The 22767-nt window shown below is 41.1% G+C and carries 21 protein-coding genes; 6 read left to right on the plus strand and 15 right to left on the minus strand.

Annotation, left to right across the window (positions count from 1 at the left end; translation table 11 throughout):
* Positions 1-33 precede the first annotated feature (33 nt).
* The 6 genes from FTV28_RS03495 to ahcY form a co-directional block, all read right to left on the minus strand.
* Positions 34-1269 (minus strand): multifunctional CCA addition/repair protein, encoded by a 1236-nt coding sequence (locus FTV28_RS03495; RefSeq protein WP_004972751.1) that lies wholly within the window; start codon positions 1267-1269, stop codon positions 34-36.
* A 90-nt stretch (positions 1270-1359) separates the two neighbouring features.
* Positions 1360-3639, minus strand: a complete 2280-nt coding sequence (locus tag FTV28_RS03500) for an NADP-dependent malic enzyme (protein WP_004972754.1) — start codon at positions 3637-3639, stop codon at positions 1360-1362.
* Between the two features lie 139 nt (positions 3640-3778).
* A complete protein-coding gene (locus FTV28_RS03505) occupies positions 3779-6655 on the minus strand; it encodes a bifunctional diguanylate cyclase/phosphodiesterase (protein ID WP_179989409.1) in 2877 nt (958 codons plus the stop codon).
* 186 nt (positions 6656-6841) lie between these two features.
* A complete protein-coding gene (locus tag FTV28_RS03510; protein ID WP_179989410.1) occupies positions 6842-7558 on the minus strand; it encodes a 16S rRNA (uracil(1498)-N(3))-methyltransferase in 717 nt (238 codons plus the stop codon).
* Positions 7559-7599: 41 nt separating this feature from the next.
* A complete protein-coding gene (gene metF / locus FTV28_RS03515) occupies positions 7600-8436 on the minus strand; it encodes a methylenetetrahydrofolate reductase [NAD(P)H] (protein WP_179989411.1) in 837 nt (278 codons plus the stop codon).
* 183 nt (positions 8437-8619) lie between these two features.
* On the minus strand, positions 8620-10002 hold the full coding sequence (gene ahcY, locus FTV28_RS03520) for an adenosylhomocysteinase (RefSeq protein ID WP_004972762.1): 1383 nt from the start codon (positions 10000-10002) through the stop codon (positions 8620-8622).
* Positions 10003-10222: 220 nt separating this feature from the next.
* Between ahcY and FTV28_RS03525 the strand changes: the two genes are divergently transcribed.
* The gene (locus FTV28_RS03525) at positions 10223-10729 is read left to right on the plus strand and encodes a cysteine peptidase family C39 domain-containing protein (protein WP_096902396.1); all 507 of its coding nucleotides are present in this window, start codon (positions 10223-10225) and stop codon (positions 10727-10729) included.
* A gap of 89 nt (positions 10730-10818) precedes the next feature.
* Here FTV28_RS03525 and FTV28_RS03530 read toward each other — a convergent pair whose 3' ends face one another.
* Entirely contained in the window at positions 10819-11331 is a 513-nt protein-coding gene (locus FTV28_RS03530; protein ID WP_131261573.1) for a tetratricopeptide repeat protein, read from the minus strand.
* 206 nt (positions 11332-11537) lie between these two features.
* On the opposite strand from FTV28_RS03530, the gene FTV28_RS03535 reads away from it, so the two are divergent.
* Complete coding sequence (locus FTV28_RS03535; protein ID WP_004972768.1) at positions 11538-11798, plus strand: hypothetical protein; 261 nt, start codon at positions 11538-11540, stop codon at positions 11796-11798.
* A 77-nt stretch (positions 11799-11875) separates the two neighbouring features.
* Here FTV28_RS03535 and FTV28_RS03540 read toward each other — a convergent pair whose 3' ends face one another.
* Positions 11876-12262: a carboxymuconolactone decarboxylase family protein gene (locus FTV28_RS03540; RefSeq protein ID WP_004972770.1), complete on the minus strand. Its 387-nt coding sequence runs from the start codon at positions 12260-12262 to the stop codon at positions 11876-11878.
* Between the two features lie 211 nt (positions 12263-12473).
* On the minus strand, positions 12474-13487 hold the full coding sequence (gene lipA / locus FTV28_RS03545) for a lipoyl synthase (RefSeq protein ID WP_096902386.1): 1014 nt from the start codon (positions 13485-13487) through the stop codon (positions 12474-12476).
* A 287-nt stretch (positions 13488-13774) separates the two neighbouring features.
* Here lipA and sthA point away from each other — a divergent pair, with 287 nt between their 5' ends.
* Positions 13775-15190 carry a Si-specific NAD(P)(+) transhydrogenase gene (sthA, locus tag FTV28_RS03550; RefSeq protein WP_042068765.1) on the plus strand — a complete coding sequence of 472 codons (1416 nt, stop codon included), beginning with the start codon at positions 13775-13777 and terminating at the stop codon, positions 15188-15190.
* A 132-nt stretch (positions 15191-15322) separates the two neighbouring features.
* On the opposite strand, the gene FTV28_RS03555 is transcribed toward sthA, so the two are convergent.
* The 5 genes from FTV28_RS03555 to map all read right to left on the minus strand — a co-directional run bounded on the left by FTV28_RS03555 (position 15323) and on the right by map (position 19570).
* Positions 15323-15748 (minus strand): VOC family protein, encoded by a 426-nt coding sequence (locus FTV28_RS03555; RefSeq protein WP_136144686.1) that lies wholly within the window; start codon positions 15746-15748, stop codon positions 15323-15325.
* A gap of 67 nt (positions 15749-15815) precedes the next feature.
* Entirely contained in the window at positions 15816-15950 is a 135-nt protein-coding gene (locus FTV28_RS13545) for a hypothetical protein (protein WP_019836563.1), read from the minus strand.
* A complete protein-coding gene (locus FTV28_RS03560; RefSeq protein ID WP_136144687.1) occupies positions 15943-17154 on the minus strand; it encodes an MFS transporter in 1212 nt (403 codons plus the stop codon). Before FTV28_RS03560 ends, FTV28_RS13545 begins: the two co-directional genes overlap by 8 nt.
* A gap of 194 nt (positions 17155-17348) precedes the next feature.
* Complete coding sequence (locus FTV28_RS03565) at positions 17349-18401, minus strand: OmpW family protein (RefSeq protein ID WP_179989412.1); 1053 nt, start codon at positions 18399-18401, stop codon at positions 17349-17351.
* Between the two features lie 341 nt (positions 18402-18742).
* Complete coding sequence (map, locus tag FTV28_RS03570) at positions 18743-19570, minus strand: type I methionyl aminopeptidase (RefSeq protein WP_004972787.1); 828 nt, start codon at positions 19568-19570, stop codon at positions 18743-18745.
* 208 nt (positions 19571-19778) lie between these two features.
* Between map and rpsB the strand changes: the two genes are divergently transcribed.
* From rpsB to FTV28_RS03585, 3 genes are all read left to right on the plus strand, one after another.
* The gene (rpsB, locus tag FTV28_RS03575; protein ID WP_004972791.1) at positions 19779-20525 is read left to right on the plus strand and encodes a 30S ribosomal protein S2; all 747 of its coding nucleotides are present in this window, start codon (positions 19779-19781) and stop codon (positions 20523-20525) included.
* Between the two features lie 143 nt (positions 20526-20668).
* A complete protein-coding gene (gene tsf, locus FTV28_RS03580; protein WP_004972793.1) occupies positions 20669-21544 on the plus strand; it encodes a translation elongation factor Ts in 876 nt (291 codons plus the stop codon).
* A gap of 193 nt (positions 21545-21737) precedes the next feature.
* Positions 21738-22259 carry a DUF3465 domain-containing protein gene (locus FTV28_RS03585; RefSeq protein ID WP_154320515.1) on the plus strand — a complete coding sequence of 174 codons (522 nt, stop codon included), beginning with the start codon at positions 21738-21740 and terminating at the stop codon, positions 22257-22259.
* A 34-nt stretch (positions 22260-22293) separates the two neighbouring features.
* On the opposite strand, the gene FTV28_RS03590 is transcribed toward FTV28_RS03585, so the two are convergent.
* On the minus strand, positions 22294-22749 hold the full coding sequence (locus tag FTV28_RS03590) for a DUF962 domain-containing protein (protein WP_004972797.1): 456 nt from the start codon (positions 22747-22749) through the stop codon (positions 22294-22296).
* Positions 22750-22767: the final 18 nt, after the last annotated feature.

Genomic DNA, 22767 nt, shown 5'->3' on the forward strand with positions numbered 1-22767 from the left:
CGCATGTAATGACGTTCTATAGACTTAAATAGCCTAAGCAGTAGCAGCCAAGTGACGTGCCTTTAATTGCTCAATCGCTTTAATGCGTCGTTCAATCAGCATTTCACCAATATCGGGGCCTTGGACATCGGCAGGTAAGTCTTGCGCCTTAATGCTGCGTACCACTTGAATCGCTTCCAAAATATAGCTCGCTTGCGGATAGTCACGATCTTCCAAACCTAAACGCCCACGAGAGTCACATTCACAGGCTTGTACAAAGGCTTCTACACGCTCAGGACGACGCAAGACATCCAAACGCTGTAATAAGCGCCATAACGTGCCAGGCTTTAAGCTCAATGCTTGGTGGCATTTTAAATGCTCTTTACATACAGCAAGTGCAAGTTGTTTGGTATTGGTCGGTACGCGCAGGCGTTCACACACTTCCGTTACAGGTCGAATCCCACGTTCTTCATGCATAATGTGCCGTGGTAATTCATCGGCAGGGGTCAAGGCCTTGCCTAAATCATGCAATAACACTGCAAAGCGTACATCGAGTGAGTAATTGGCACGACAGGCTTGTTGTAGTGACATCATGGTGTGCACACCACTGTCAATTTCAGGGTGATATTCAGGACGCTGTGGAATACCGAATAAAGCATCTAATTCAGGAAATAAAACTTTTAAAGCACCACAGGCACGCAATGTTTCAAAATAAACATCGGCACGTGCTTCCATTAAGGCACGTGAAGTTTCTTTCCATACGCGTTCAGGTGTCAGCGCATGTAACTCACCAGATTCTGCCAATTCTTGCATTAATAACAAGGTTTCAGGGGCAACCACAAAGCCTAAAGCATGATAACGTGCCGCAAAACGGGCAATGCGCAGTACTCGTAACGGGTCTTCTACAAATGCATTGGATACATGGCGCAGCACTTTATTGCACAAATCTTGCTGTCCACCGTAAGGGTCGTAGACATTGCCATCACTATCCATTGCCATGGCGTTAATGGTTAAATCACGACGGATTAAATCTTCTTCTAAGGTCACGCTTGGGTCGGTATGAAATTCAAAACCGTGATAACCGTGTCCAGATTTGCGCTCAGTGCGAGCAAGTGCATATTCATCTTTGGTTTCAGGATGAAGAAAAACAGGGAAGTCTTTGCCCACAGGTTGAAAGCCTTGAGCCAAAAGTTGTTCGGGCGTTGCGCCAACGACAACATAATCTTTTTCGTGATAGGGATGCCCGAGTAAGTGATCTCGAACTGCACCGCCTACTAAATAAACTTGCATGAAAAAACCTCTATTCTTCAAGCAATCATGCTACAGAATAGAGGTTTTCTCAAGTCTATAATTCTGAGTCAGTCACTCAGAAATATAGGTTTATGCTTTAACTTGTGCTGTTTGTTGAATTTCAGCAACAGTGAGGGCAGTCATATTCACAACACGACGTGTCGTTGCAGTCGGAGTCAAAATATGTACAGGTTTTGCTGCACCTAACAAGATAGGGCCAATCGTAACATTGTTACCTGAAGTCGATTTCAACAAGTTAAATGAAATATTGGCAGCATCTAAGTTCGGCATAATCAACAAGTTTGCAGAACCTTTGAAGCGTGAGTTCGGGAAAGCAAAATGACGGATATTTTCGTCTAATGCTGCATCACCGTGCATTTCACCTTCAACTTCAAGCTCAGGTGCAATCTCACTCAAGATTTCAAAGACTTTACGCATTTTTTGTGCGCTAGAGTCTTGTTGGTCAGAACCAAAACTTGAGTGAGAAAGTAGAGCAACGCGTGGTGTCATACCAAAACGGCGTACTTCTTCAGCCGCTAAAAGTGTCATTTCAGCCAACTGTTCAGCAGTTGGGTTTGTGTTGACATAAGTGTCGGCAATGAACAAGTTGCGATCTTCAAGCATCAATGCGTTAAGGGTAAAGAAGTTAGTACGACCTTCTTTTAGACCAATCACATTTTTTACGAAATCAAGGTGAATGTCGTAGCTTGAATAAGTACCACATAACATACCATCGGCTAAACCATGCTTCACTAACATTGCTGCAATGAGGGTAGAGCGACGACGTGCTTCACGCTGCGCGTATTCAGGTGTAACACCTTTACGCTGCATGATGGTGTAGTAATCATCTGCAAATTTTTCGTAGTTAGGGTTGTTTTCCTGGTCTACTATTTCCATATTCACGCCATGTTCAAGACGTAAACCTAACTTTTTGATGTTCGCTTCAATTACTGAGGTACGACCTACAAGGATTGGTTTAGCCAAGCCTTCATCCACTGCAATTTGTACTGCGCGAAGGACGCGTAAGTCTTCACCTTCTGCATAAGCAATACGTTTAGGATCAGTTTTTGCTTGAGCAAAAATAGGCTTCATCATAAATGCCGAGTTATATACAAACTCAGACAAACGCTGACGGTATGCAGAGAAGTCTTGAATTGGACGACTTGCTACACCTGAATCCATTGCTGCCTGAGCAACTGCAGGTGCAATTTCAAGAATTAAACGCTGATCAAGTGGGCGTGGAATTAAATAGTCACGACCAAATGATGCAGATTTTTCACCATAAGTTGCTGCATCTGCTTCAATGTGTGCCATGCGTGCAATTGCGTGTACACAAGCAATTTTCATTTCTTCGTTGATGGTAGTTGCGCCAACATCTAATGCACCACGGAAAATATACGGGAAGCAAAGTGCGTTGTTAACTTGGTTCGGATAATCCGAACGACCTGTTGCCATAATCACATCTGGACGTACTTCATGCGCATGTTCAGGCAAGATTTCTGGGTCTGGGTTAGCCAAAGCAAAGATAATTGGATTTTCAGCCATTTCTTTGACCATAGCTTTGGTCAAGATACCCGCTGCAGAAAGACCAAGGAACATATCCGCACCGCTAATTACATCAGCAAGTTGCGTTCCTTCAATGTCTTGCATATAGCGTTTTTTCGAGTCATCCAAACCTTCACGTTTGGTGGTGATTAGACCACGCGAATCCGCAACAATGATATTTTCTTTTTTCGCGCCCAATGCACATAACAGGTCTAAACAAGACAGTGCGGCTGCACCTGCACCTGAAGCAACGATTTTGATTTCTTCAATTTTCTTGCCGTTAAGTAACAAGGCATTGAGTAGGGCAGAACCTACAATGATTGACGTACCGTGTTGGTCATCGTGGAACACAGGAATATTCATGCGTTCACGAAGTTTTTGCTCAATGTAGAAACATTCTGGTGCCTTGATGTCTTCAAGGTTAATACCACCAAAAGTTGGTTCTAATGCTGCAACAATATCTACAATTTTGTCTGGATCATTTTCAGCAATTTCGATGTCAAATACATCGACACCAGCAAACTTTTTAAAGAGTACGCCTTTACCTTCCATCACAGGTTTAGACGCCAAAGGACCGATATTACCTAAACCTAATACTGCTGTACCGTTACTAACGACAGCAACCAAGTTACCGCGAGCGGTATAAAGTGCAGCTGTTGAAGGATCACGTTCAATCTCTAAACATGGTGCTGCGACACCTGGTGAGTAAGCGAGCGCTAAGTCACGTTGGTTGACCAGCTGCTTACTTGGAGTAACGCTGATTTTTCCTGGTGTTGGAAATTCGTGATAGTAAAGTGCCTGCTGTTTTAATGATTGATCGTCCATCTGAATCTCGTGTGTGACAAGTTGGCCAGCGATGCTGGTGGTTTTTTTATGAATCTTATCGAATATACCATTACTTGCCCCCTTAGCACAGACGTCACTGTTTATTTTTAGAACAAACTTAGAGCTTTTGGGTCTAGTTTCAGATTAAGGAGCGATAAGCGCGCGATACTAAATTGGCTTTTAGAAATTGGGTCGCTTCACTTTCAGGCAAAGGCCTAGAGAATAAATACCCCTGCGCAATATCACAATTTAAATTCTGCAAATATTGCAGTTGTTGCTCAGTTTCAATCCCTTCAGCCACCACACTCATGCCCATGGCTTTGCCCATAGCAATCATGGCACTAACAATGGCTTCTTGTTTGGTATTCCCAATTTTAGAAACAAAGCTACGGTCTATTTTTAAACTGTCAATTGGGAAGTCTGTTAAGTAAGAAAGTGAAGAATAGCCTGTACCAAAATCATCTAAGGCGATATGAATATCACGTTGTTTAATTTCATCTAATAAAGACTTCACGGTTGTGGAGTTTTCCACTAAAGAGGATTCGGTAATTTCTAATTCTAAGCTTGCACCTGAAATTTGATAGGTATTAATCGCATCATCTAAATCTTGCAGCAATTGACCACGTTGCAGTTGTTGTGCAACTACATTAACCGATACTTGGATATGATCAAAACCTAACAGATTCCATTCACGAATTTGCTTGGCAGTTTGTTGAATTACAACCCGACCAATATCGGAAATTAAACTGGTTTGTTCCGCAATAGGAATAAATAGGTTGGGTGGAATAATGCCTTTGGTTGGATGCTGCCAGCGCACCAATGCTTCAAACCCGATCACCTGATAATTATGGAAATCAATTTTAGGTTGATAATATACAATTAATTCATCATTTTTAATGGCTTGGCGTAAGTCACGCTCTAAATGTACATCCTGCTCTAGCAGTTTGGTGTTGTCTAAAGTGTAATATTTAATGGTATTGCCACCTAAACGCTTAGCCTCAGACAAGGCTTGTTCAGCACAATTATTTAGATAATCCAACTGGCGTCCATGTTCAGGATAGAGGGAAACCCCCATCGATAGGGTAATAATATGTTCTTGTCCCTGTACATTAAACGGCAAATTAAAGGCTTTGGTGATACGTTCACAGTGCTCTTCGATTGAAGGGCGAATATGAGAAATTTCATAAACAATTGCAAAATCATCGCCATTTAAGTGTGCAACAAACAGCGCTTCGGCATTGGTGATACGTAAACGCTGCGCCACTTGGCGGAGTAATTCATCGCCACCATTATTGCTTAAATATTCGTTTAAAGGTCTGAAACGGTCAATATTGAGTCGAATGACCGCCAATTGCTGCAATGAATCTTGCTGTGAAATAAGATATTGATGTAGTTGATAATTATAATAAAAACGATTGGGGAGATCGGTCAGCGCATCATAATTTTCTAAATAGGATAAACGCTGTTCTTGTAGTTTATGTTCGGTTAAATCAGACACAATCCCAATATAATTAATAATGCGGTTTTGCTCATCGGTGACGGCATTGATATGCACACGAACTGCGAGTTCTTTACCAGAGCGGAATCTTGTATTCATTTCAGCATCATATTTACCTGTGCTGAGCAATTGTTGAAGAATTTCTTCTTGCGTAATGCGTTGATGTGCTTTGTGGGACTCGACCAAATCAAACAGATATTTGCCTAAAATATGGTCGCGTTTAAATCCGCTCATTTGAGCATAGAATGGGTTGGCTTCAATATAACGTAAGTTTTCATCTAAAATAAAAATACCTTCGGCTGCCTGTTCAAGTACGCTGGCAGTGAGTTTTAAGCGCTCTTGTCCAATTCGTTCTTGGTGAATGTCACGGCGAATCCCCACCATGCGCAAAGGTTTATTGGTGACAGGATCACGCTCAATCACCCGACCAATATCATGCACCCAATACCATTGACCTGAACTATGTTGTACGCGATATGTGGCTTGATAGCGTTCAGTTAGACCCCGTAAATGTTGTTTCATGGTTTGGTGAAAGTGCGGAATATCATCAGGGTGAATCAGTTGCTGTAATTTATTCCGATGCTGTTTAGTATTCTCTAAAGGAGTTTGCTGTGCGCCACTACCAAAGACAATACTGCGTTGCCGTATATTCCAGTCCCATGCTTTTAGACCTGCGGCTTCATGTGCCAAAATTAAACTATGTTGTTGATTGATTAAATCTTGGTGCGTTTGTTCTAAGTCAAAGGTACGTTCTCTTACTTTTTGTTCTAGCATTTGATTGTTAAATTGCAGTTGAAGTTCAATATCTTTGGACTTGTTCATTTCAACTTGTAATTGTTGGCAGAGTTGATCTGTCCAGCCGACTTGTTGCTCTGCGGCTTTTTTGAGTTGGTCGTTCTTAAAATAGACGCTCGATAAACGACGATGCATGTGCATTGAAGTATTGGCACAAATCAGTAAGGTAATTAAGGCAAAATTTGTCGCGAGAAAAAAGAAAGCGGAAGTTTCGGAGTGAACTAAAAACTGTGCGACAATATAGGGTGTAATCACTGGAATGAATACCCAGCAAAAATAACTCAAGCGCTGCGTTAAAAAGGTGAGGGCAAAGGTTTGACTCACAATAATTAATAAGGCCGCTAAAATAATCGCTTCATAGTTGCTCAGTTCAGGGTTTTGCTGAGGTAAAAAGTAATACAGTAAACTTACCCCAACCGCGATTGCTGTTCCGATCAAGAAACACACCAATTTTAACCAACGATGTGCTTGTTGGAGTTGATATTGTCCCACTTTAAAGTGAATTGCTGTGAGCAGTAAACACGAACCAATGGTCAGTTCAGTGAGAATAAACCAGATATTGAAGTAAGGTGATGAATGTGAGAAAGAAATTTGATAAATAAAAAACACATACAGGCAAACAATCAGGATGCTGACCAAAAAGAATCGAATAAGCCGAATGGTATTGGTGATTTGCGCAGCATCTAAGTATTGCTGCAACAATTCATCTTGAGCGTCTGACATACTTCCCCAAAATCTAGTTAAATGATTTCATCATTTATATTTTTAAATAACATCACTTTCATGCATAAAATATTGCTGTTTTGTGTTTAAATTTTATGCAAATTTTTTAATATATTGTTCGAGATTAATCCTGTACTTTATAAATTGCAATGTTATTGGCAATCGATTTCTGTAAAAACGGATAAATTACTCAGCCAAGCGATAATTTAAGAGAGCTAAAGCAACCACAGGTGCGGTTTCAGTGCGTAATACCCGAGTACCAATACACCAGTTTTGAAAGCCAACCGCATTGGCAGCGCTAATTTCTGTTTCGCTTAAACCACCTTCAGGCCCAATTAATAAAGCCAAATCTTTACTGACATTGTTTAGCACATCTACTTGATCTTTATTTGGTGCTAACACTAGTTTGGTGGCAGGAAGGTCGCTATTCAGCCAGTCCTCTAAACGTAGTGGGGCTAAAATTTTCGGTACGATATTCATGCCACATTGTTCACAGGCTGCAATGGCAATGCTTTGCCAATGATCTAATTTTTTTTGATCGCGGTCATATTTTAAGCGCATTTCACAGCGTTCAGAGGTGAGCAACTGAATGTTAGTCACGCCAAGCTCTACCGCTTTTTGAATCGCATAATCCATACGATCGCCTTTGCTCATTACTTGTCCTAATAAGGCGCTAAAGCTTGGGATGCGATTGTCTGGATTAAAACTTTTAATCTGCACTTGCGCTGTTTTTTTGGTAACTTCAACCAGTTCCACTTCATATTCACCACCTTGCCCATTGAACAAGGTGGCGGTTTCACCGACTTGTGCGCGTAGTACTTTCACCCAGTGATGAAATACTGTTTCAGTCAGTTCAACTTGCGTATCTACTACTAATTCAGCCTCAATATAAAAACGGGGCATAGGGATTACTCGTTCAAGTCAATAAATATGAAAAATACAGCTTAAGCCAAACCAAGATCTGTCACTAATTGACGAGTCGGTTCGGTGTTGTTCATGGTGTAAAAATGCAAACTTGGTGCACCACCTGCAATCAGGCGTTCGCACAGTTTAATAATCACTTCATGACCAAAGGCTTTGATTGAAGCTGTGTCATCACCATAGGTTGCTAATTGCTTACGAATCCAGCGTGGAATTTCTGCACCTGTACCATCTGCAAAGCGAATTAAATTGCTGGCATTGGTAATCGGCATAATGCCAGGCGCAACAGGAATATTCACACCTTGCTTTTGAATACGTTCTACAAAGTAAAAGTACGCATCTGGATTAAAAAAGAACTGGGTGATGGCAGCATTGGCACCAGCATTTACTTTGGTGACAAAGTTTTTAATGTCTTGATCAAAGTGGTCTGCTTGTGGATGCATTTCAGGATAAGCCGCAACTTCAATGTGAAAATGATCACCTGAATGTTCACGAATAAAGCGCACCAAGTCAGACGCATACGGCAATTCGCCTAAACCAACTTGACCTGAAGGTAAATCACCACGCAAAGCCACAATGCGGTCAATGTCTTGTGCTTTATAAATATCAAGCAATTCAGCAATACGCTCTTTGTCATCACCAATACAAGACAGGTGCGGCGCTACAGGTGTGCCTTTGCCATTGAAGTCGCTAATGGTCGATAAAGTACGTTCACGAGTAGAACCACCTGCACCATAAGTGATAGAAAAAAACTCTGGATTTAAAAGTTGTAATTCTTGATGCACAACTTTGAGTTTTTCTGCACCTACATCGGTTTTAGATGGGAAAAATTCAAATGAAATAGGAACTTGTTTGGTCATGATTAAATCCTTGTTATAAATACTTATTTATATTTTTTCACCTCTCCTAAATCCTCTCTTGCGCTGGGTTTAAAAGCAGTGCTTTAAACTTGCTCAGGAGAGGACTTACCCTCGAATACATTCATTAAACAATGAATCATTCCCTCTCCCTATGAGAGAGGGTTAGGGAGAAGGATTAAAAACTTAGTATTTATAAGCATCCGATTTAAACGGACCTTCAACAGCTACACCTAAGTAGTCCGCTTGTACTTGAGTCAATTGTGTTAATACACCACCAAAACCAGCAACCATTGCAGCAGCAACTTCTTCGTCTAGTTTTTTCGGTAAGATTTCAACACGAATTGCCGCTTGTTTTTGATCGGCAGGAAGATCGGCAAATTTCTCTGCAAATAAGTGCATTTGTGCCAATACTTGGTTAGCAAATGAACCATCCATAATACGTGATGGGTGACCTGTTGCGTTACCCAAGTTCACTAAACGACCTTCAGAAAGCAAGATTAAATAATCGTTTTCGTTTTCTGAACGATACACTTGGTGTACTTGTGGCTTCACTTCAACCCACTTATAACCACGTAAGTAGTTGGTGTCGATTTCAGTATCGAAGTGACCAATGTTACATACAACAGCGCCTGCTTTAAGTGTATCTAGCATTGCTGCGTCGCACACGTGATAGTTACCTGTTGTAGTCACAATCAAGTCAGTATTTTCTAAAAGCTCTAGGTTGACGTCTGCTTTATTGCCTGTTTGTACGCCATTCTTGTACGGAGATACAACTTCGTAACCATCCATACATGCTTGCATTGCACAAATTGGGTCAATTTCAGAAACACGAACAATCATGCCTTCTTGACGTAAAGATTGTGCAGAACCTTTACCTACATCACCATAACCAATAACCAATGCACGACGACCAGACAATAACATGTCTGTACCACGTTTAATCGCATCGTTGAGTGAGTGACGGCAACCGTATTTATTGTCGTTTTTAGATTTAGTCACAGAGTCGTTGACGTTAATTGCAGGCACTTTTAAAGAACCATCTTTCCACATTTCAATTAGACGTTGTACGCCCGTAGTGGTTTCTTCAGTAATGCCGTGAATGCGCTCTAATAATGCAGGATATTTCTCGTGAACAAGTGCAGTTAAGTCACCGCCATCGTCCAAAATCATGTTGGCATCCCATGGTGTGCCATTTACATTAATTTGTTGTTCAAGACACCATACATATTCTTCTTCAGTTTCGCCTTTCCAAGCAAAAACAGGCACACCTGAAGCAGCAATTGCTGCAGCAGCGTGGTCTTGAGTAGAGAAAATGTTACAAGAAGTCCAACGAACTTCTGCGCCCAATTCAACTAGCGTTTCAATTAAAACAGCAGTTTGAATGGTCATGTGGATACAGCCGAGAATTTTCGCGCCTGCAAGAGGTTTTGCAGCTGAGTAGCGCTTACGCAAACCCATAAGGGCTGGCATTTCTGCTTCTGCAAGTTTGATTTCTTTACGACCAAAATCAGCTAGTGTGATATCGGCAACTTTATAATCTGTAAATGAAGCATTAACCGCGTTCATCACGATCTCCTTATAAAAAACAATTGATCATTCAGTTCGCGGATGCCGTTTCTTGCATAGCAAACGCATTGCTATGCTGGTCGAGCCTGGCGATTTTACGTTTCGTGCCTGTAAAACGTCGCAGCATCCCTCGACTAGCGCGATATTGTACTTGGAAATTGATTCAGTTCCAATCATGTTTTGTTTATTATCACTACAAACATATTTTTGAGATTGAATGATGGCTTTAGAGCTTCCTCAAGAGTTGGCAAATTTAGAAGCCAACGGCGGGATTTACGCAGTGTGGATGTTGCTACGACACTTAGGAATTGATGCCGATATTCAACAATTGATTGAAGTGTGTGGTTATACGCCAGAGCAGGGCACAACCACAATTGGCTTGGCTGTTGGACTGAAAAAGTTTGGCTTTAATGTGCAGTTTTATACTGACCCTGACCCAGATTTACAAGATGCAGAAAAGTTAAGTTATGCCGAAGCTAAACAGCTTAAATTGCCTGTATTGGCGGCAATCGGCTATCAGCAAATTCAGCACGCATTTGATGAAAATAAATTTATAATTGTCTATTACGACACTTTAGAAGGCGTGGGCAATCACTCATTGCTATATTCAATTGATGATGCTGAAATTTGTTTCTTTGACAGTTTTGAGCCGATGCCTGCGGCTGTGTTTGAACAACAGCGTCAGCAAGAGGGCATTTGCAGACAAGTAATTGTGGTCGAAGTCTAAGTGTTATTCAAAGTCTAAGCTTTATTCAATGACGATTCGAGTCATGCAAAAATTGTCTAGCCCATCAATTGATTGGCTAGACAAATAAATTACTCCGCTGCATCGGCTTTTTGTGTCCAATATTCAGCTTTATTTTCGTCAGCATCTACACCCAAAGCATTTGCATAAATAAAAGCAAGGTCACGCATGGCTTGTACTTCGCCCAATTCTGCTGCTTGCTGTACCAATGCCACAGAGCGAGCGACATCTTGTTCAACCACATCACCACGACGGTAGTAGCCTGCCAACTCTAAAATAGCGGCAGGGTGTTGTGCATCACTGGCTTTTTTGAGCCAGACAAAAGCATCTTCAAAATGTTGTTTGGCATCTTCAGGGTCATCTTCTAGAACATCTTTGGCATATACGGTATAGCCTTCACCAAGCCAATACATGGCTTCGATATGTCCGTTTGCGGCAGCTTTGAGCGCCCATTGTTCGGCAAGTTCAATATCTTCATTAAAATCGCTTTGCATATACAGCACCGCCACTTCAAATTGGGCATCGGCTTGTCCTGCAATGGCGCGGTTCATTAGCGCAGGGGAGATTGAAACAGATTCTGACATAATGTCATCCAGCAAAATTACAACATAAGATTGTGCGATAGCCTAAAAGGTCTGCTGGGAAAAAGCCATCTTCGGTGTGATTTTTTTTAAAAAATTAGGGTTAATTGATCATGCGTTTATGCAGACAATAACAAAAAATCACTTGAGCCATATCGTCAAGTTTCAATATGCTGAATGTTAAACATGGTCATAATGAGAACAATAAGATGGCAAATTTTTTAACTGCTGAACAAGCAAAAGTTTATTCAGATCATGCCAAGCTAGATATTGAATTATATAAGCAGCGTTTGGCGTCTTTAATCGAAGAGAATGCCAAGCAGGGCAATACCGCAGTTTTTACTGTGCTGCCAAAACATTTACCTTTAGAAGATATTCGAAATTTATCGGCACAGCTGACTGATTTGGGTTATCAGGTGCGCTTTGAGTTAAATGAGTTCTTTTATAGCTTTAATGTGTATTGGATTTAAAACTCAACTCTACCGACATTTCACCAAATAGTTTTAGTGAAATGTCGAGCGTTTATATTTTTTGATTTAGATTGCGTTTAAGTATTTGCAGTATGTTCTGCCAAAACTTCCAACGCTGCGCGAAAAGCTTCCTGAGTTGCAGGTGCGCCACAATAAGGCAAGCTGTGTAACAAGACTTCCTGAATTTCTTCGACACTTGCCCCGTTATTTAGCGCACCACGAATATGTCCTTTAAGCTCGGTCGGGCTTTTTAAAGCAGTTAAAAAGGCGATAGTAATTAAGGAACGATATTTGCGTGGTAACACACCTTCACGTTGCCAAGTTGAACCCCATGCATGTTCATTAATCCAGTCCTGCAAAGGTTGGGTAAATGGTACAGTGTTGTCCTGTGCGCGTTTTACAAAGCTTTCGCCCATGACTTCAGTGCGAACTTTTAAGCCATTGTCATAGTCTTGTTGTGACATTTTACTATCCCTGTTTTATTGTTTGAGCTCGGTGTATAGATTAAGTGCATAGATTAACAATTTATGGCGATGACACCATGCGCACTTGGTCGTAGACCATCAAAAAATATTCACATCTATCTATTTTTAATATATCCACAAGGTATAAAAAACCCCGAACATAAAGTCGGGGCTGTTTTAGCTTTATCGCAAATTTTGAAATAAGCGAGTGTTAAGCTTCAATGGTTTGCACGCTAATTTTTTTAGCAGGGTCGGCTTTACGACGTACTGTTGGTACAGGTTCACCATAATATTGACGGTCTGCAAAATAACTTGAACGTACCATTGGCGCAGCCCAAATATTTTTAAAACCTAACTTTTGACCATGCGCTGTATAACGCTCAAATTCTTCAGGTGTTACAAAGCGGTCAATTGGCGCATGTTCTTTAGATGGCTGTAAATATTGACCAATGGTCACATAATCTACATCGTGCGCTTTAAGATCATCTAACAGTGCAATAACTTCTTCTTCAGATTCTCCAATACCTACCATCAAACCGCATTTGGTTGGAATATCTGGGCAATATTCTTTAAACATTTTCAGCAAGTTCAAAGAGTGCTGATAGTCTGAACCCGGACGCATGGCTTTATATAAGCGTGGCACAGTTTCAATGTTGTGGTTAAAAACATCTGGCGGACATTCGGTCATAATGCGTAGTGCAATATCCATACGACCACGGAAGTCTGGCACCAAAATTTCTAACAACGTATTTGGGCTTAAAGAGCGGGCTTCTTTAATACAATCGACAAAATGTTGTGCACCACCATCTAACAAGTCATCACGGTCTACAGAGGTGATCACGGCATATTTTAAGCCTAAGTTGGCAATGGTTTCTGCCATGTGACGAGGTTCTTCAGGATCTAGTGCATTTGGACGACCATGCGCAACATCACAAAACGGGCAGCGACGGGTACAAATATCACCCATGATCATAAAGGTTGCTGTACCACCACCAAAGCATTCTGGAAGGTTTGGACAAGCGGCTTCTTCACAAACGGTGTGCAATTTTTGCTGACGCAAAGTGGTTTTAATACGTTGAACTTCTTCTGGTGCCGTCATTTTGACCCGAATCCAGTCAGGTTTACGAGGCGTTTCAACCGTAGGAACAACTTTTACAGGAATACGTGCGACTTTTTCAGCACCACGAAGTTTGACACCCTGTTCTGGTTTACGGTTTGCAGACATATTCAACTTTTCCACTGTTTTTGAAAGGGGAGAGATTTAGTGTAGGCTAGATTTTACGTGAAATAGAGTCTGATTAAACCGAATCTAAGTGCAAAAGTAAAATGTCACCTTAACTTCATCATAAGACGGTTATTATAACGAAATTGTGCTTAAATTGGGTAAAAACGATATTCATATAAAAAATGTGGTTATCACGTAATATATGCACAGTAAATACAGAAAATTCAAAAGATTTACGTCATAATATAGCCCATTGAAAAGACAGATTTAAAGAAAAGGAGCGTTGAATGCCACGTAAAAAAGAGGTCGTTAGTGGAACTTTCGTGAAGTACGATGCGGTTGTTCTCGGTTCAGGCCCTGCGGGTGAAGGCGCGGCAATGAAACTTGCCAAATCTGGTAAGCGTGTTGCGATTGTAGATGTTCGTGAGCAGCTTGGCGGTAACTGTACCCATGTGGGTACCATTCCAAGTAAAGCATTGCGTCAGACAGTGTCGAATATTATCCGTTATCGCCGTGACCCAATGTTTAAAAAAATGGGCGATTGGCGTCAGTTCACCATGAAGCAAGTGTTGCAAAGTGCGCATAAAGTTATTCAGCAGCAAGTTGAAACGCACTCTCGCTTTTATGACCGTAATGAAATTGCGATTTATCATGGTCGTGCTTATATCCAAGATAAAAATACGGTCTTGGTATTTGGTGCAGATGGCATTAAAGAAACCATTATGTGTCAGCAAATTGTGATTGCGACAGGTAGCCGTCCATATCGTCCAGAAATGTTGGATTTCAACCATCCACGTGTATTTGATTCAGACAAAATTTTGGATTTGGATTTCTCGATTCAAAAAATTATTATTTATGGCGCGGGTGTGATTGGTTGTGAATATGCATCCATCTTCATTGGTTTAGATCATAAAGTTGATTTGATTAATACTCAGCACAAATTGCTCAGCTATTTGGATGATGAAATTTCAGATGCCTTGTCATATCACTTGCGTGCGCAAGGGGTGCTGATTCGCCACAATGAGCAAATTGATCATTTAGAAACTTTTGATGATCACGTGGTTTTATATTTGCAAAGTGGCAAGAAAATCAAAGCCGATGCGATTTTGTGGTGTAACGGTCGTTCGGGTAATACCGATGGTTTAGGTCTTGAAAATGTCGAACTTAAGCCAAACAGCCGTGGTCAGTTAACAGTCAATGATCAATATCAAACCGAAGTAGAGAATATTTATGCTGCGGGCGATGTAATTGGTTGGCCTTCGTTGGCATCAGCTGCCTATGACCAAGGTCGTTGCGCGGGTGCAAATATGAGTGGCGAAGAAAATGTTGCGCCTGTGACCGATATTCCAACAGGTATTTATACCATTCCAGAAATTTCTTCGATTGGTAAAACTGAGCAGGAATTGACGGAAGAAAAAATTCCTTATGAAGTTGGTCAGGCATCTTTCCGTCATTTAGCGCGTGCGCAAATTACGGGTGATACAGTGGGTGAATTGAAGATTTTATTCCACCGTGACACTTTAGAAGTATTGGGTGTGCATTGCTTTGGTAATAATGCGGCAGAGATTATCCACATTGGTCAGGCGGTGATGAACAGCCCGAACAATACCATTAAGTATTTTGTGGAAACCACATTCAACTATCCAACCATGGCGGAAGCGTATCGTGTGGCGACCTTGAATGGGATGAATCGTTTGTTTTAAGCAGATTCTGCTGACTGCAAAATAGAAAATTTAGAACACCTCATAAGATCATTCTTGTGGGGTGTTTTTTTATTGACTTGCTGTAAGGAAATTTATGCATTGAGGGAAAGTTGATTTGTGGAACATTGAGCGTTAAATATCAATTATGACTGATGCCGCACTGCGTGGCGTTTCGCCATGAAAGACAGCTTCAATATTGTTACCATCAGGATCAAGTACATAAGCTGCATAATAACCAGGATGATAAGCACGTTCATCAGGTTTGCCATTGCACTTGCCGCCATGTGCCAATGCTGCAAGATAGAAAGCATTGACCATTTCACGATTTTTAGCTTGAAAGGCGAGATGATGACGCCCAGTGAGTATGCCTTGTGCGGCAGGACTTTTTACTGAGGAGATAAAAAGTTCATCTGCCCAAAAGTGATCCTTGGCTGTTCCCATAACTGGAATATCCAACACTGCCAAGATGGCGGTGTAAAATGCTCGACTTGCTTCAAGGTCACTCACCACAAGATGAATATGGTCAATCAGTCTTCCACGATGCAATTGAATCTGCATAAGACGCTCCATGTCTAAAGCGGAATTTTGAATAGCAAAATAGACTTAATATTTTAGAGATTGGGTTTTAATGCGCACAAAACGCCTGATTAAAATATTCAAACAGTTGTGGCGTTTGCATCCATAAAAAAATCGACAAGCCAAAAAGGGCAGTGATTGCGAGTGTGAGCAATACTTTAAAATTCAATAAAGAATTAATCATGAATGACGTGCTCCTCATCTACCCAAAAATGGACCAAGACCGCAAACGCACTTAAAGCAATAGAAACAATCCAGATAACATTATAGTTACCTGTCAGGTCGTGATTTAAACCGCCAAGCCATCCACCAAAAAAAGAGCCGACTTGGTGTGTGAAAAACACAATGCCACTGAGCATGGTCAGGTATTTAATCCCAAACATATTTGCCACAATACCATTGGTTAAAGGCACTGTAGATAACCACAACAAACCCATAATGATCCCGAATGCATAAATTGTCCAGATGCTTAAAGGCAGGATTAAAAAGACGATAATGGCAATACCGCGTAGTCCGTAAAGCCACATCAGCAAGTGCGGTTTCGAATAGCGACCGCCTAACCAACCTGCGGTATAGGTGCCGACAATATTAAATAAGCCCACGAGTGCTAGAAAAACTGTGCCTGTGGTTGCATTAAAGCCATGATCAATTAAGTAGCTAGGGAGGTGAATCCCGATAAACACCACTTGAAAACCACAGACAAAAAAGCCCAAAGCTAAAAACCAAAAGGGTTTATGGTTTTTGGCAATCACCAAAACTTGTTTAAAGCCTAAAGCGGGTTGGCTGACTGAACTTGCATTAGGGTTTTGATACATGGGTGCTTTGAGCATCCATGCCAAAGGAACAATCAAGACAATTAAAATCGCACTGACAATTAATGCGCCCGACCAACCTACACTTTGTAATAACAATAAGGTCGATGGCAACATGATAAATTGCCCAAACGAGCCTGCAGCACTGGCAATACCCATTGCAAGGCTACGCTTTTCTGGAGGAGCAGCGCGACCTACTGCAGAAAGTAGCACAGGGAAAGAGGTTGCAGAAAGTGCCAAACCTAAAATTAAACCCACACTTAAATTTAGCAATAAGCCTGTCGAGCTGACGGCCATGAGCAATAAGCCGAGTGCATACAGTGCGCCACCAACTGCAACTACAATTTTACTGCCGTATTTGTCTGCAAAAGCACCTGTGATGGGTTGGACTGCACCCCAAATCAGGTTTTGCATGGCAATGGCTAAACTAAAGACATTATGTCCCCAGCCAAATTCATGGCTCATCGGTACCAAATACAAACCAAATGCATGCCGAACCCCAAGCGATAATGCCAAAATAATGGCGCTTCCAATTAACATATAAATTAGAGGTTTGGAAAATTGAGCATTCGACATAAGGCATCCACGTATGGCTAACAGCTTGTTATGGTAATCGATTCAGCTCAAGAGCGCGATAAAATAAAATTCATCAAATGATAAAATTGAGTTATCAAGATAGAAGCGATTGCTTTAATTAAATAGTGTAAGAAAAAATAAGACGACCGTAGCCGTCTTAAATTTAGTTGAAAGTGGAAAAGTAAAATTAGAGATTAAAAGCGCATCCCAAAGCCAGCGTATGCAATGATCGGATTCACTTCAATATCTGCTTTAGAGTGAATCAATTCACCATGTTTGGCATCGGTCACCGTAATGGTGGTTTCATTTTTAAGGTGTGCATAAGATAGTGAACCAACTGCAAACCATTTTTCATTAAAGTCATAGGTAAAACCTACGGTTGCAACGGGCGCAAAGGCATCGGTGGCGTCTAATTCAACTTTAGGATTGGCTGCACTTGGTGTGCCTTCTAAAGATGCGCCCGCTTTCCCTTCTTTAATATTGGCAATCATGTGACCAGCGGCGATCAGGTGTTGTTCAGTGCGTGGGTTAATTTCTAACTCATTGAAATAGGCATACATCAAACCGACGCCAACATAGGGGCGGAACTTATTTACGCCTGTTTTGCCAAAGTGATATTGAAACTCAAATGCAGGTGTCCATGCTCGGGCAGAAGCAGCAGGGCCATGTGCTGCTAAATCGGTAATGAGAATATCATTTTGTAATTCTAGCTCACCCAACGCACCGCCTAATGGACGTGCAATTGCGGAGAAGGGAGCATAAATTTTCCCTTTGCCTTGCAAATCAACTTTAGGTGGAATACCGCCTTTAACTTCAAAGGAAATATTATCGGTAAAGAAATAGTTGCTGATAATACCCAGTGTGGTGACATCATCTGCTTCTAAACCTGTGCCGGGATTATCCCATTGCTCCAAACCTGAAATTGTGGCTTGTCCACTCATGTTGGCAGGTACGGTAGGCAGTAAATTTAATGCTCCGCTTAATAATACGGGTGGCTCAAAACCGTCACGTAAATTATCTCTTACAGTTTGAGATTGAACCTCACCGACATCGTCTGTGTAGCCGTTGTGAATGGCTGTATTGACCCGAAAAGGTTGTGCTTTACCTTGTGGCATAACGTGCAGCGCACCTACCGAAACAGAAAAGCGTTTAAAACCATCACCATCTTTTAAACTAAAATAAGGTGAGTTGGCATAACTGATGACTGGCAAACTACTCAGTGCCAAACAGCATAGTGTTTTTTTCATTGTGGAACTCCATGTCCAATTTTGCTTGTTGTTATTTACGGCATTGTTATGCAAGGCATTATGAAATGGACTGGAAAAATAAAACTGTTGTTTTTACAAGATATTTTTTTAAACTTTTGTGAATAACTGGAAAAGTGTGCAGGTGTTTTGTTAAATCCAAAACTGTTGAATACGTGAAAATGCTTGTTTTATTGGATGGCTTTAAAGTTCTATTGGTTTGAAATAAAAAGATTTTATAGAAATTGTATGCGTTGAAATTAATAAAAAAGACCAGTCGGAACTGATCTTTTTGACATACGGGTTAAATTTTTAGCCAATGACAGATTTTGGCTGCAAACACGTTATGCAGTAAAGCGTGATAAATCTTCATCAGGGCGGGCAGTCAGCACTTCCAAGCCATCTTTGGTGACCAAAATGGTGTGTTCAAACTGTGCCGATAATTTGTGGTCTTTGGTCACCACTGTCCATTTATCGCCAAGTAATTTGGTTTGCCATACGCCTGCATTGACCATTGGTTCAATGGTAAAAGTCATACCTTCTTCTAAAATCATGCCTGTGTTGGCTTGACCATAGTGCAATACTTGTGGCTCATCGTGGAAGGTCGTCCCAATACCATGACCGCAATATTCACGCACGACACTAAAGCGTTCAGATTCAACATATTTTTGAATCGCATGACCAATATCACCAATGGTTGAACCGGGTTTAACGGTTGCCATACCGCGATACATCGCTTCTTGGGCAACTTTGCATAAACGATTGGCTAAAATGGAAGTTTCACCACCCACGATATACATCATATTGGTATCGCCGTGGAAACCATCTTTAATGACTGTGACATCAATATTTAAAATATCGCCTTTCTTCAGCACTTTACTTTCTGACGGAATACCGTGACAAACCACATGGTTAACCGATGTGCAAATGGTGTGTTGGAATGCTGGACGACCCGGAGCAGCACCATAACCTAAACAGGCAGGAATAGCTTGTTGTTGATTGACAATATAGTCATGGCAAATCGTATCCAGTTCGAGCGTAGTAACGCCTGGTTTAACGTGTGCTTTGATCATCTCCAAAACTTCTGCCGCCAGTCGTCCTGCCACGCGCATTTTTTCAATATCTTCTGCGGTTTTGATGAGTCGACGAGGTGCTTGATAAGTTGTGTTCATGATCTTTAAAAACTTTTGGAAATTTGTGTGTGACTATGGTATAAATAGCCGCCCATTTTATCAAATGCTTTTTATGAATATGTTTCAAAGAGCTTGGTAAAAGGGAAATTAAAAATCCGCACATATATCGTCACATTACTCTGGGTGCCCTTTGGGGTGGAGAATGCGGATATATGGAGGCCTAACCCAAACATTTAAGGTAAAGAAAATGGCAGATTACAACGTAAGCATGCGCGACCTTCTTCAAGCTGGCGCACACTTTGGTCACCAAACACGTTTCTGGAACCCAAAGATGCGTCAATACATCTTTGGTGCGCGTAACAAAATTCACATCATCAACCTTGAACACACTGTTCCTGCGTTAAATGATGCTTTGAACTTTGCAAACCAATTGGCTAGCAAAAAGAACAAAGTTTTGTTCGTTGGTACAAAACGTGCTGCTTCTGCAATCATCCGTGAACAAGCTCAACGCGCTGGTCAACCGTATGTAGATCACCGTTGGTTAGGTGGTATGTTGACGAACTGGAAAACACTTCGCCAATCTATCAGCCGTTTAAAAGATCTTCAAGTTCAGTCTACTGACGGTACTTTTGCTAAGCTTACTAAACGTGAAGCTTTAGAGCGTAGCCGTGAAATGGAAAAACTTGAGCGCGCTTTAGGCGGTGTGAAAAACATGGGTGGTTTACCTGACGCATTATTCGTAATTGACGTTGATCACGAAGCAATTGCAATTAAAGAAGCTAAAAACTTAGGTATTCCTGTAATCGGTATCGTAGATACAAACTCTAACCCAGACAACGTAGACTACGTTATTCCGGGTAACGACGATGCGATCCGTGCAGTAACACTTTACGCTTCTTCAATGGCTGATGCGATCATTGCTGGTAAAGAATACGCTCAAACTCAAGCCAATGCTCAAGCAAAAGGCGAAGAAGCTCCTGCTTCTGAGGCTTAATGCGTTTTGACGTAAGCTTGTCATTTTTGCGACATGTGATGGTGGCAAAGTAAGCGTCATGTATGCAGACGGCCCAAGAGACACCCTCTGGGCCGTTTCTGTTAAAAAAAGAATTCATTTTCTACCGATTTTAGGAGATAAACATGACTGCAGTTACAGCAAGCATGGTTAAAGAATTGCGTGATCGTACTGGTCTAGCAATGATGGAATGTAAAAAAGCATTAACAGAAGCGGGCGGTGACATCGAATTAGCGATTGACAACCTTCGTAAATCTGGTCAAGCAAAAGCTGCTAAAAAAGCAGGTAACATTGCTGCTGACGGTGCAATCACAATCGTTCAAGAAGGCAACAAAGCGATTCTTTTAGAAGTAAACTGTCAAACTGACTTCGTTGCAAAAGACGAAAACTTTGCTGGTTTCTCTGCGAAAGTTGCTGCTGCTGCTCTTGCTGCAAACGAAACTGATGCTGCTAAAATTGCTGAACTTAAACTTGAAGATGGCGCAACTGTTGAAGAAACACGTGTTGCACTTGTTCAAAAAATTGGTGAAAACATCCAAGTTCGTCGTGCACAAATCGTTGAAGGTGAAAACCTTGCTGTGTACAAGCACGGTTTAAAAATCGGTGTTGTTGTTTCTTACACAGGTGATGCTGCGACTGGTAAAGGTATTGCAATGCACGTTGCTGCATTCAACCCAGTTGCTGTTACTGCTGAACAAGTTCCTGCTGATCTTATCGCTAAAGAGAAAGAAATTGCAGAAGCGAAAGCAGTTGAATCTGGTAAGCCTGCAAACATCGTAGAGAAGATGGTAACTGGTTCAGTTGAAAAATACTTGAACGAAGTTGCGCTTGATCGTCAAATGTACGTAATTGACAACGAGAAGAAAGTTGCTGAAGTATTAAAAGCAACTGGTACAACTGTTGCTCAATTCGTTCGTTTCGAAGTAGGCGAAGGTATTGAGAAAAAAGCAGAAATGAGCTTCGCTGAAGAAGTTGCTGCTGCTCAAGCTGCTGCAAAATAATTTTTACTTAAGGTAAAATATTTTGTAAGGAAAGCCCCAATTTATTTTGGGGCTTTTTTGTGAATATAGATTTTAGCGATATGCAATTGAAGCATAAATATTGAGATGAGAATTAAAAAATATTTATTTTAAATCAGTATGTTATGGGTGATTGACTTAATCGTATAGAGCGGAATCAGAACAAGAAGGTTATATGGCAAATAAAAAGAATTTAAGCATCGGCGCAATTATTGTAGTGCTAATTGCTGCATTTTTTGGCATAGATTTACAGCAGTTTCAGTCTGAAACATCAAATGCACCATCTACAAGTACTGCTCGCACATCGCAAACTGAAAAAGAGCAGTTAGACGTACAGCGAGATGCGCTGCAAGATGATGCTCAGGGTGTTCAGCTGATTGAACGTGCGTTTGAGCGTAAGCAGAGTAATCTACAAGTCCGTGCGAGTGGGCAGGTCATTGCAGTGTTGGCAGATGACAACGAAGGCTCACGTCATCAAAAATTTATTTTAAAACTGAATAATGGGCAAACTGTATTGGTTGCACATAATATTGATCTTGCACCACGAATTACCAATATTGCAAAAAGTGATACTGTTGAGTTTTTTGGTGAATATGAATACTCAGATAAGGGTGGGGTGATTCACTGGACGCATCATGATCCAGCAAATAAACACGTGGGCGGATGGTTAAAACATCAAGGAAGAACCTATCAATAACGGTTCTTCCGATAACGAAAATAGGATATAGCGTTTAAATGCTCATAATGCTGTTTTTACGACGTGTTTTCCAAGAGGGTAGGATTTTACCTAAATAGGCATCCATGCACCAAATTGGGCCAATGAGAAGGAATTGGAGGTCTTTGAAGAATGAAGGCTTTTTCCCTTCAACTTTGTGACCATAAAACTGCCCAATCCACGCCAAAACAAAAATTGCGATATAAAAACCCATTCCAACAGGCAAAACATAAATCAGCCATGCCATTACCAGCATTAATGCTGCCATTGCAACTGCAAGAACCAAGTCTAAACGTGCATAAAAAATAAAACTGAGCACCAGAAGTAATGTTGTTAGTAAAGCGCTGAAATGCGCCAAGATGCCGACAATCGAAAAAAAGATCGTAGGTACGCACACCCAGTGAATTAATTTATTGGTTTTATTTTGATGGCTCTCGCTGTATTCATCTAGCCACTCGCTTACTGTCTTCATGTGCTACTCCTGTAGACC

The sequence above is a fragment of the Acinetobacter sp. YH12252 genome (assembly GCF_013417365.1).
GTDB lineage: Bacteria > Pseudomonadota > Gammaproteobacteria > Pseudomonadales > Moraxellaceae > Acinetobacter > Acinetobacter towneri.

Bases quoted from the DNA above. Each gene is read 5' to 3' on its own strand.
- FTV28_RS03505 (WP_179989409.1), bottom strand. From the start codon at position 6,655: ATGTCAGACGCTCAAGATGAATTGTTGCAGCAATACTTAGATGCTGCG.
- FTV28_RS03510 (WP_179989410.1), bottom strand. From the start codon at position 7,558: ATGCCCCGTTTTTATATTGAGGCTGAATTAGTAGTAGATACGCAAGTT.
- FTV28_RS03565 (WP_179989412.1), bottom strand. From the start codon at position 18,401: ATGAAAAAAACACTATGCTGTTTGGCACTGAGTAGTTTGCCAGTCATC.
- tsf (WP_004972793.1), top strand. From the start codon at position 20,669: ATGACTGCAGTTACAGCAAGCATGGTTAAAGAATTGCGTGATCGTACT.
- map (WP_004972787.1), bottom strand. From the start codon at position 19,570: ATGAACACAACTTATCAAGCACCTCGTCGACTCATCAAAACCGCAGAA.
- FTV28_RS03525 (WP_096902396.1), top strand. From the start codon at position 10,223: ATGGCTTTAGAGCTTCCTCAAGAGTTGGCAAATTTAGAAGCCAACGGC.
- FTV28_RS03540 (WP_004972770.1), bottom strand. From the start codon at position 12,262: ATGTCACAACAAGACTATGACAATGGCTTAAAAGTTCGCACTGAAGTC.
- FTV28_RS03555 (WP_136144686.1), bottom strand. From the start codon at position 15,748: ATGCAGATTCAATTGCATCGTGGAAGACTGATTGACCATATTCATCTT.
- FTV28_RS03500 (WP_004972754.1), bottom strand. From the start codon at position 3,639: ATGGACGATCAATCATTAAAACAGCAGGCACTTTACTATCACGAATTT.
- FTV28_RS03590 (WP_004972797.1), bottom strand. From the start codon at position 22,749: ATGAAGACAGTAAGCGAGTGGCTAGATGAATACAGCGAGAGCCATCAA.
- FTV28_RS03560 (WP_136144687.1), bottom strand. From the start codon at position 17,154: ATGTCGAATGCTCAATTTTCCAAACCTCTAATTTATATGTTAATTGGA.
- FTV28_RS03495 (WP_004972751.1), bottom strand. From the start codon at position 1,269: ATGCAAGTTTATTTAGTAGGCGGTGCAGTTCGAGATCACTTACTCGGG.
- sthA (WP_042068765.1), top strand. From the start codon at position 13,775: ATGCCACGTAAAAAAGAGGTCGTTAGTGGAACTTTCGTGAAGTACGAT.
- metF (WP_179989411.1), bottom strand. From the start codon at position 8,436: ATGACCAAACAAGTTCCTATTTCATTTGAATTTTTCCCATCTAAAACC.
- rpsB (WP_004972791.1), top strand. From the start codon at position 19,779: ATGGCAGATTACAACGTAAGCATGCGCGACCTTCTTCAAGCTGGCGCA.
- lipA (WP_096902386.1), bottom strand. From the start codon at position 13,487: ATGTCTGCAAACCGTAAACCAGAACAGGGTGTCAAACTTCGTGGTGCT.
- FTV28_RS03535 (WP_004972768.1), top strand. From the start codon at position 11,538: ATGGCAAATTTTTTAACTGCTGAACAAGCAAAAGTTTATTCAGATCAT.
- FTV28_RS03585 (WP_154320515.1), top strand. From the start codon at position 21,738: ATGGCAAATAAAAAGAATTTAAGCATCGGCGCAATTATTGTAGTGCTA.
- FTV28_RS13545 (WP_019836563.1), bottom strand. From the start codon at position 15,950: ATGATTAATTCTTTATTGAATTTTAAAGTATTGCTCACACTCGCAATC.
- ahcY (WP_004972762.1), bottom strand. From the start codon at position 10,002: ATGAACGCGGTTAATGCTTCATTTACAGATTATAAAGTTGCCGATATC.
- FTV28_RS03530 (WP_131261573.1), bottom strand. From the start codon at position 11,331: ATGTCAGAATCTGTTTCAATCTCCCCTGCGCTAATGAACCGCGCCATT.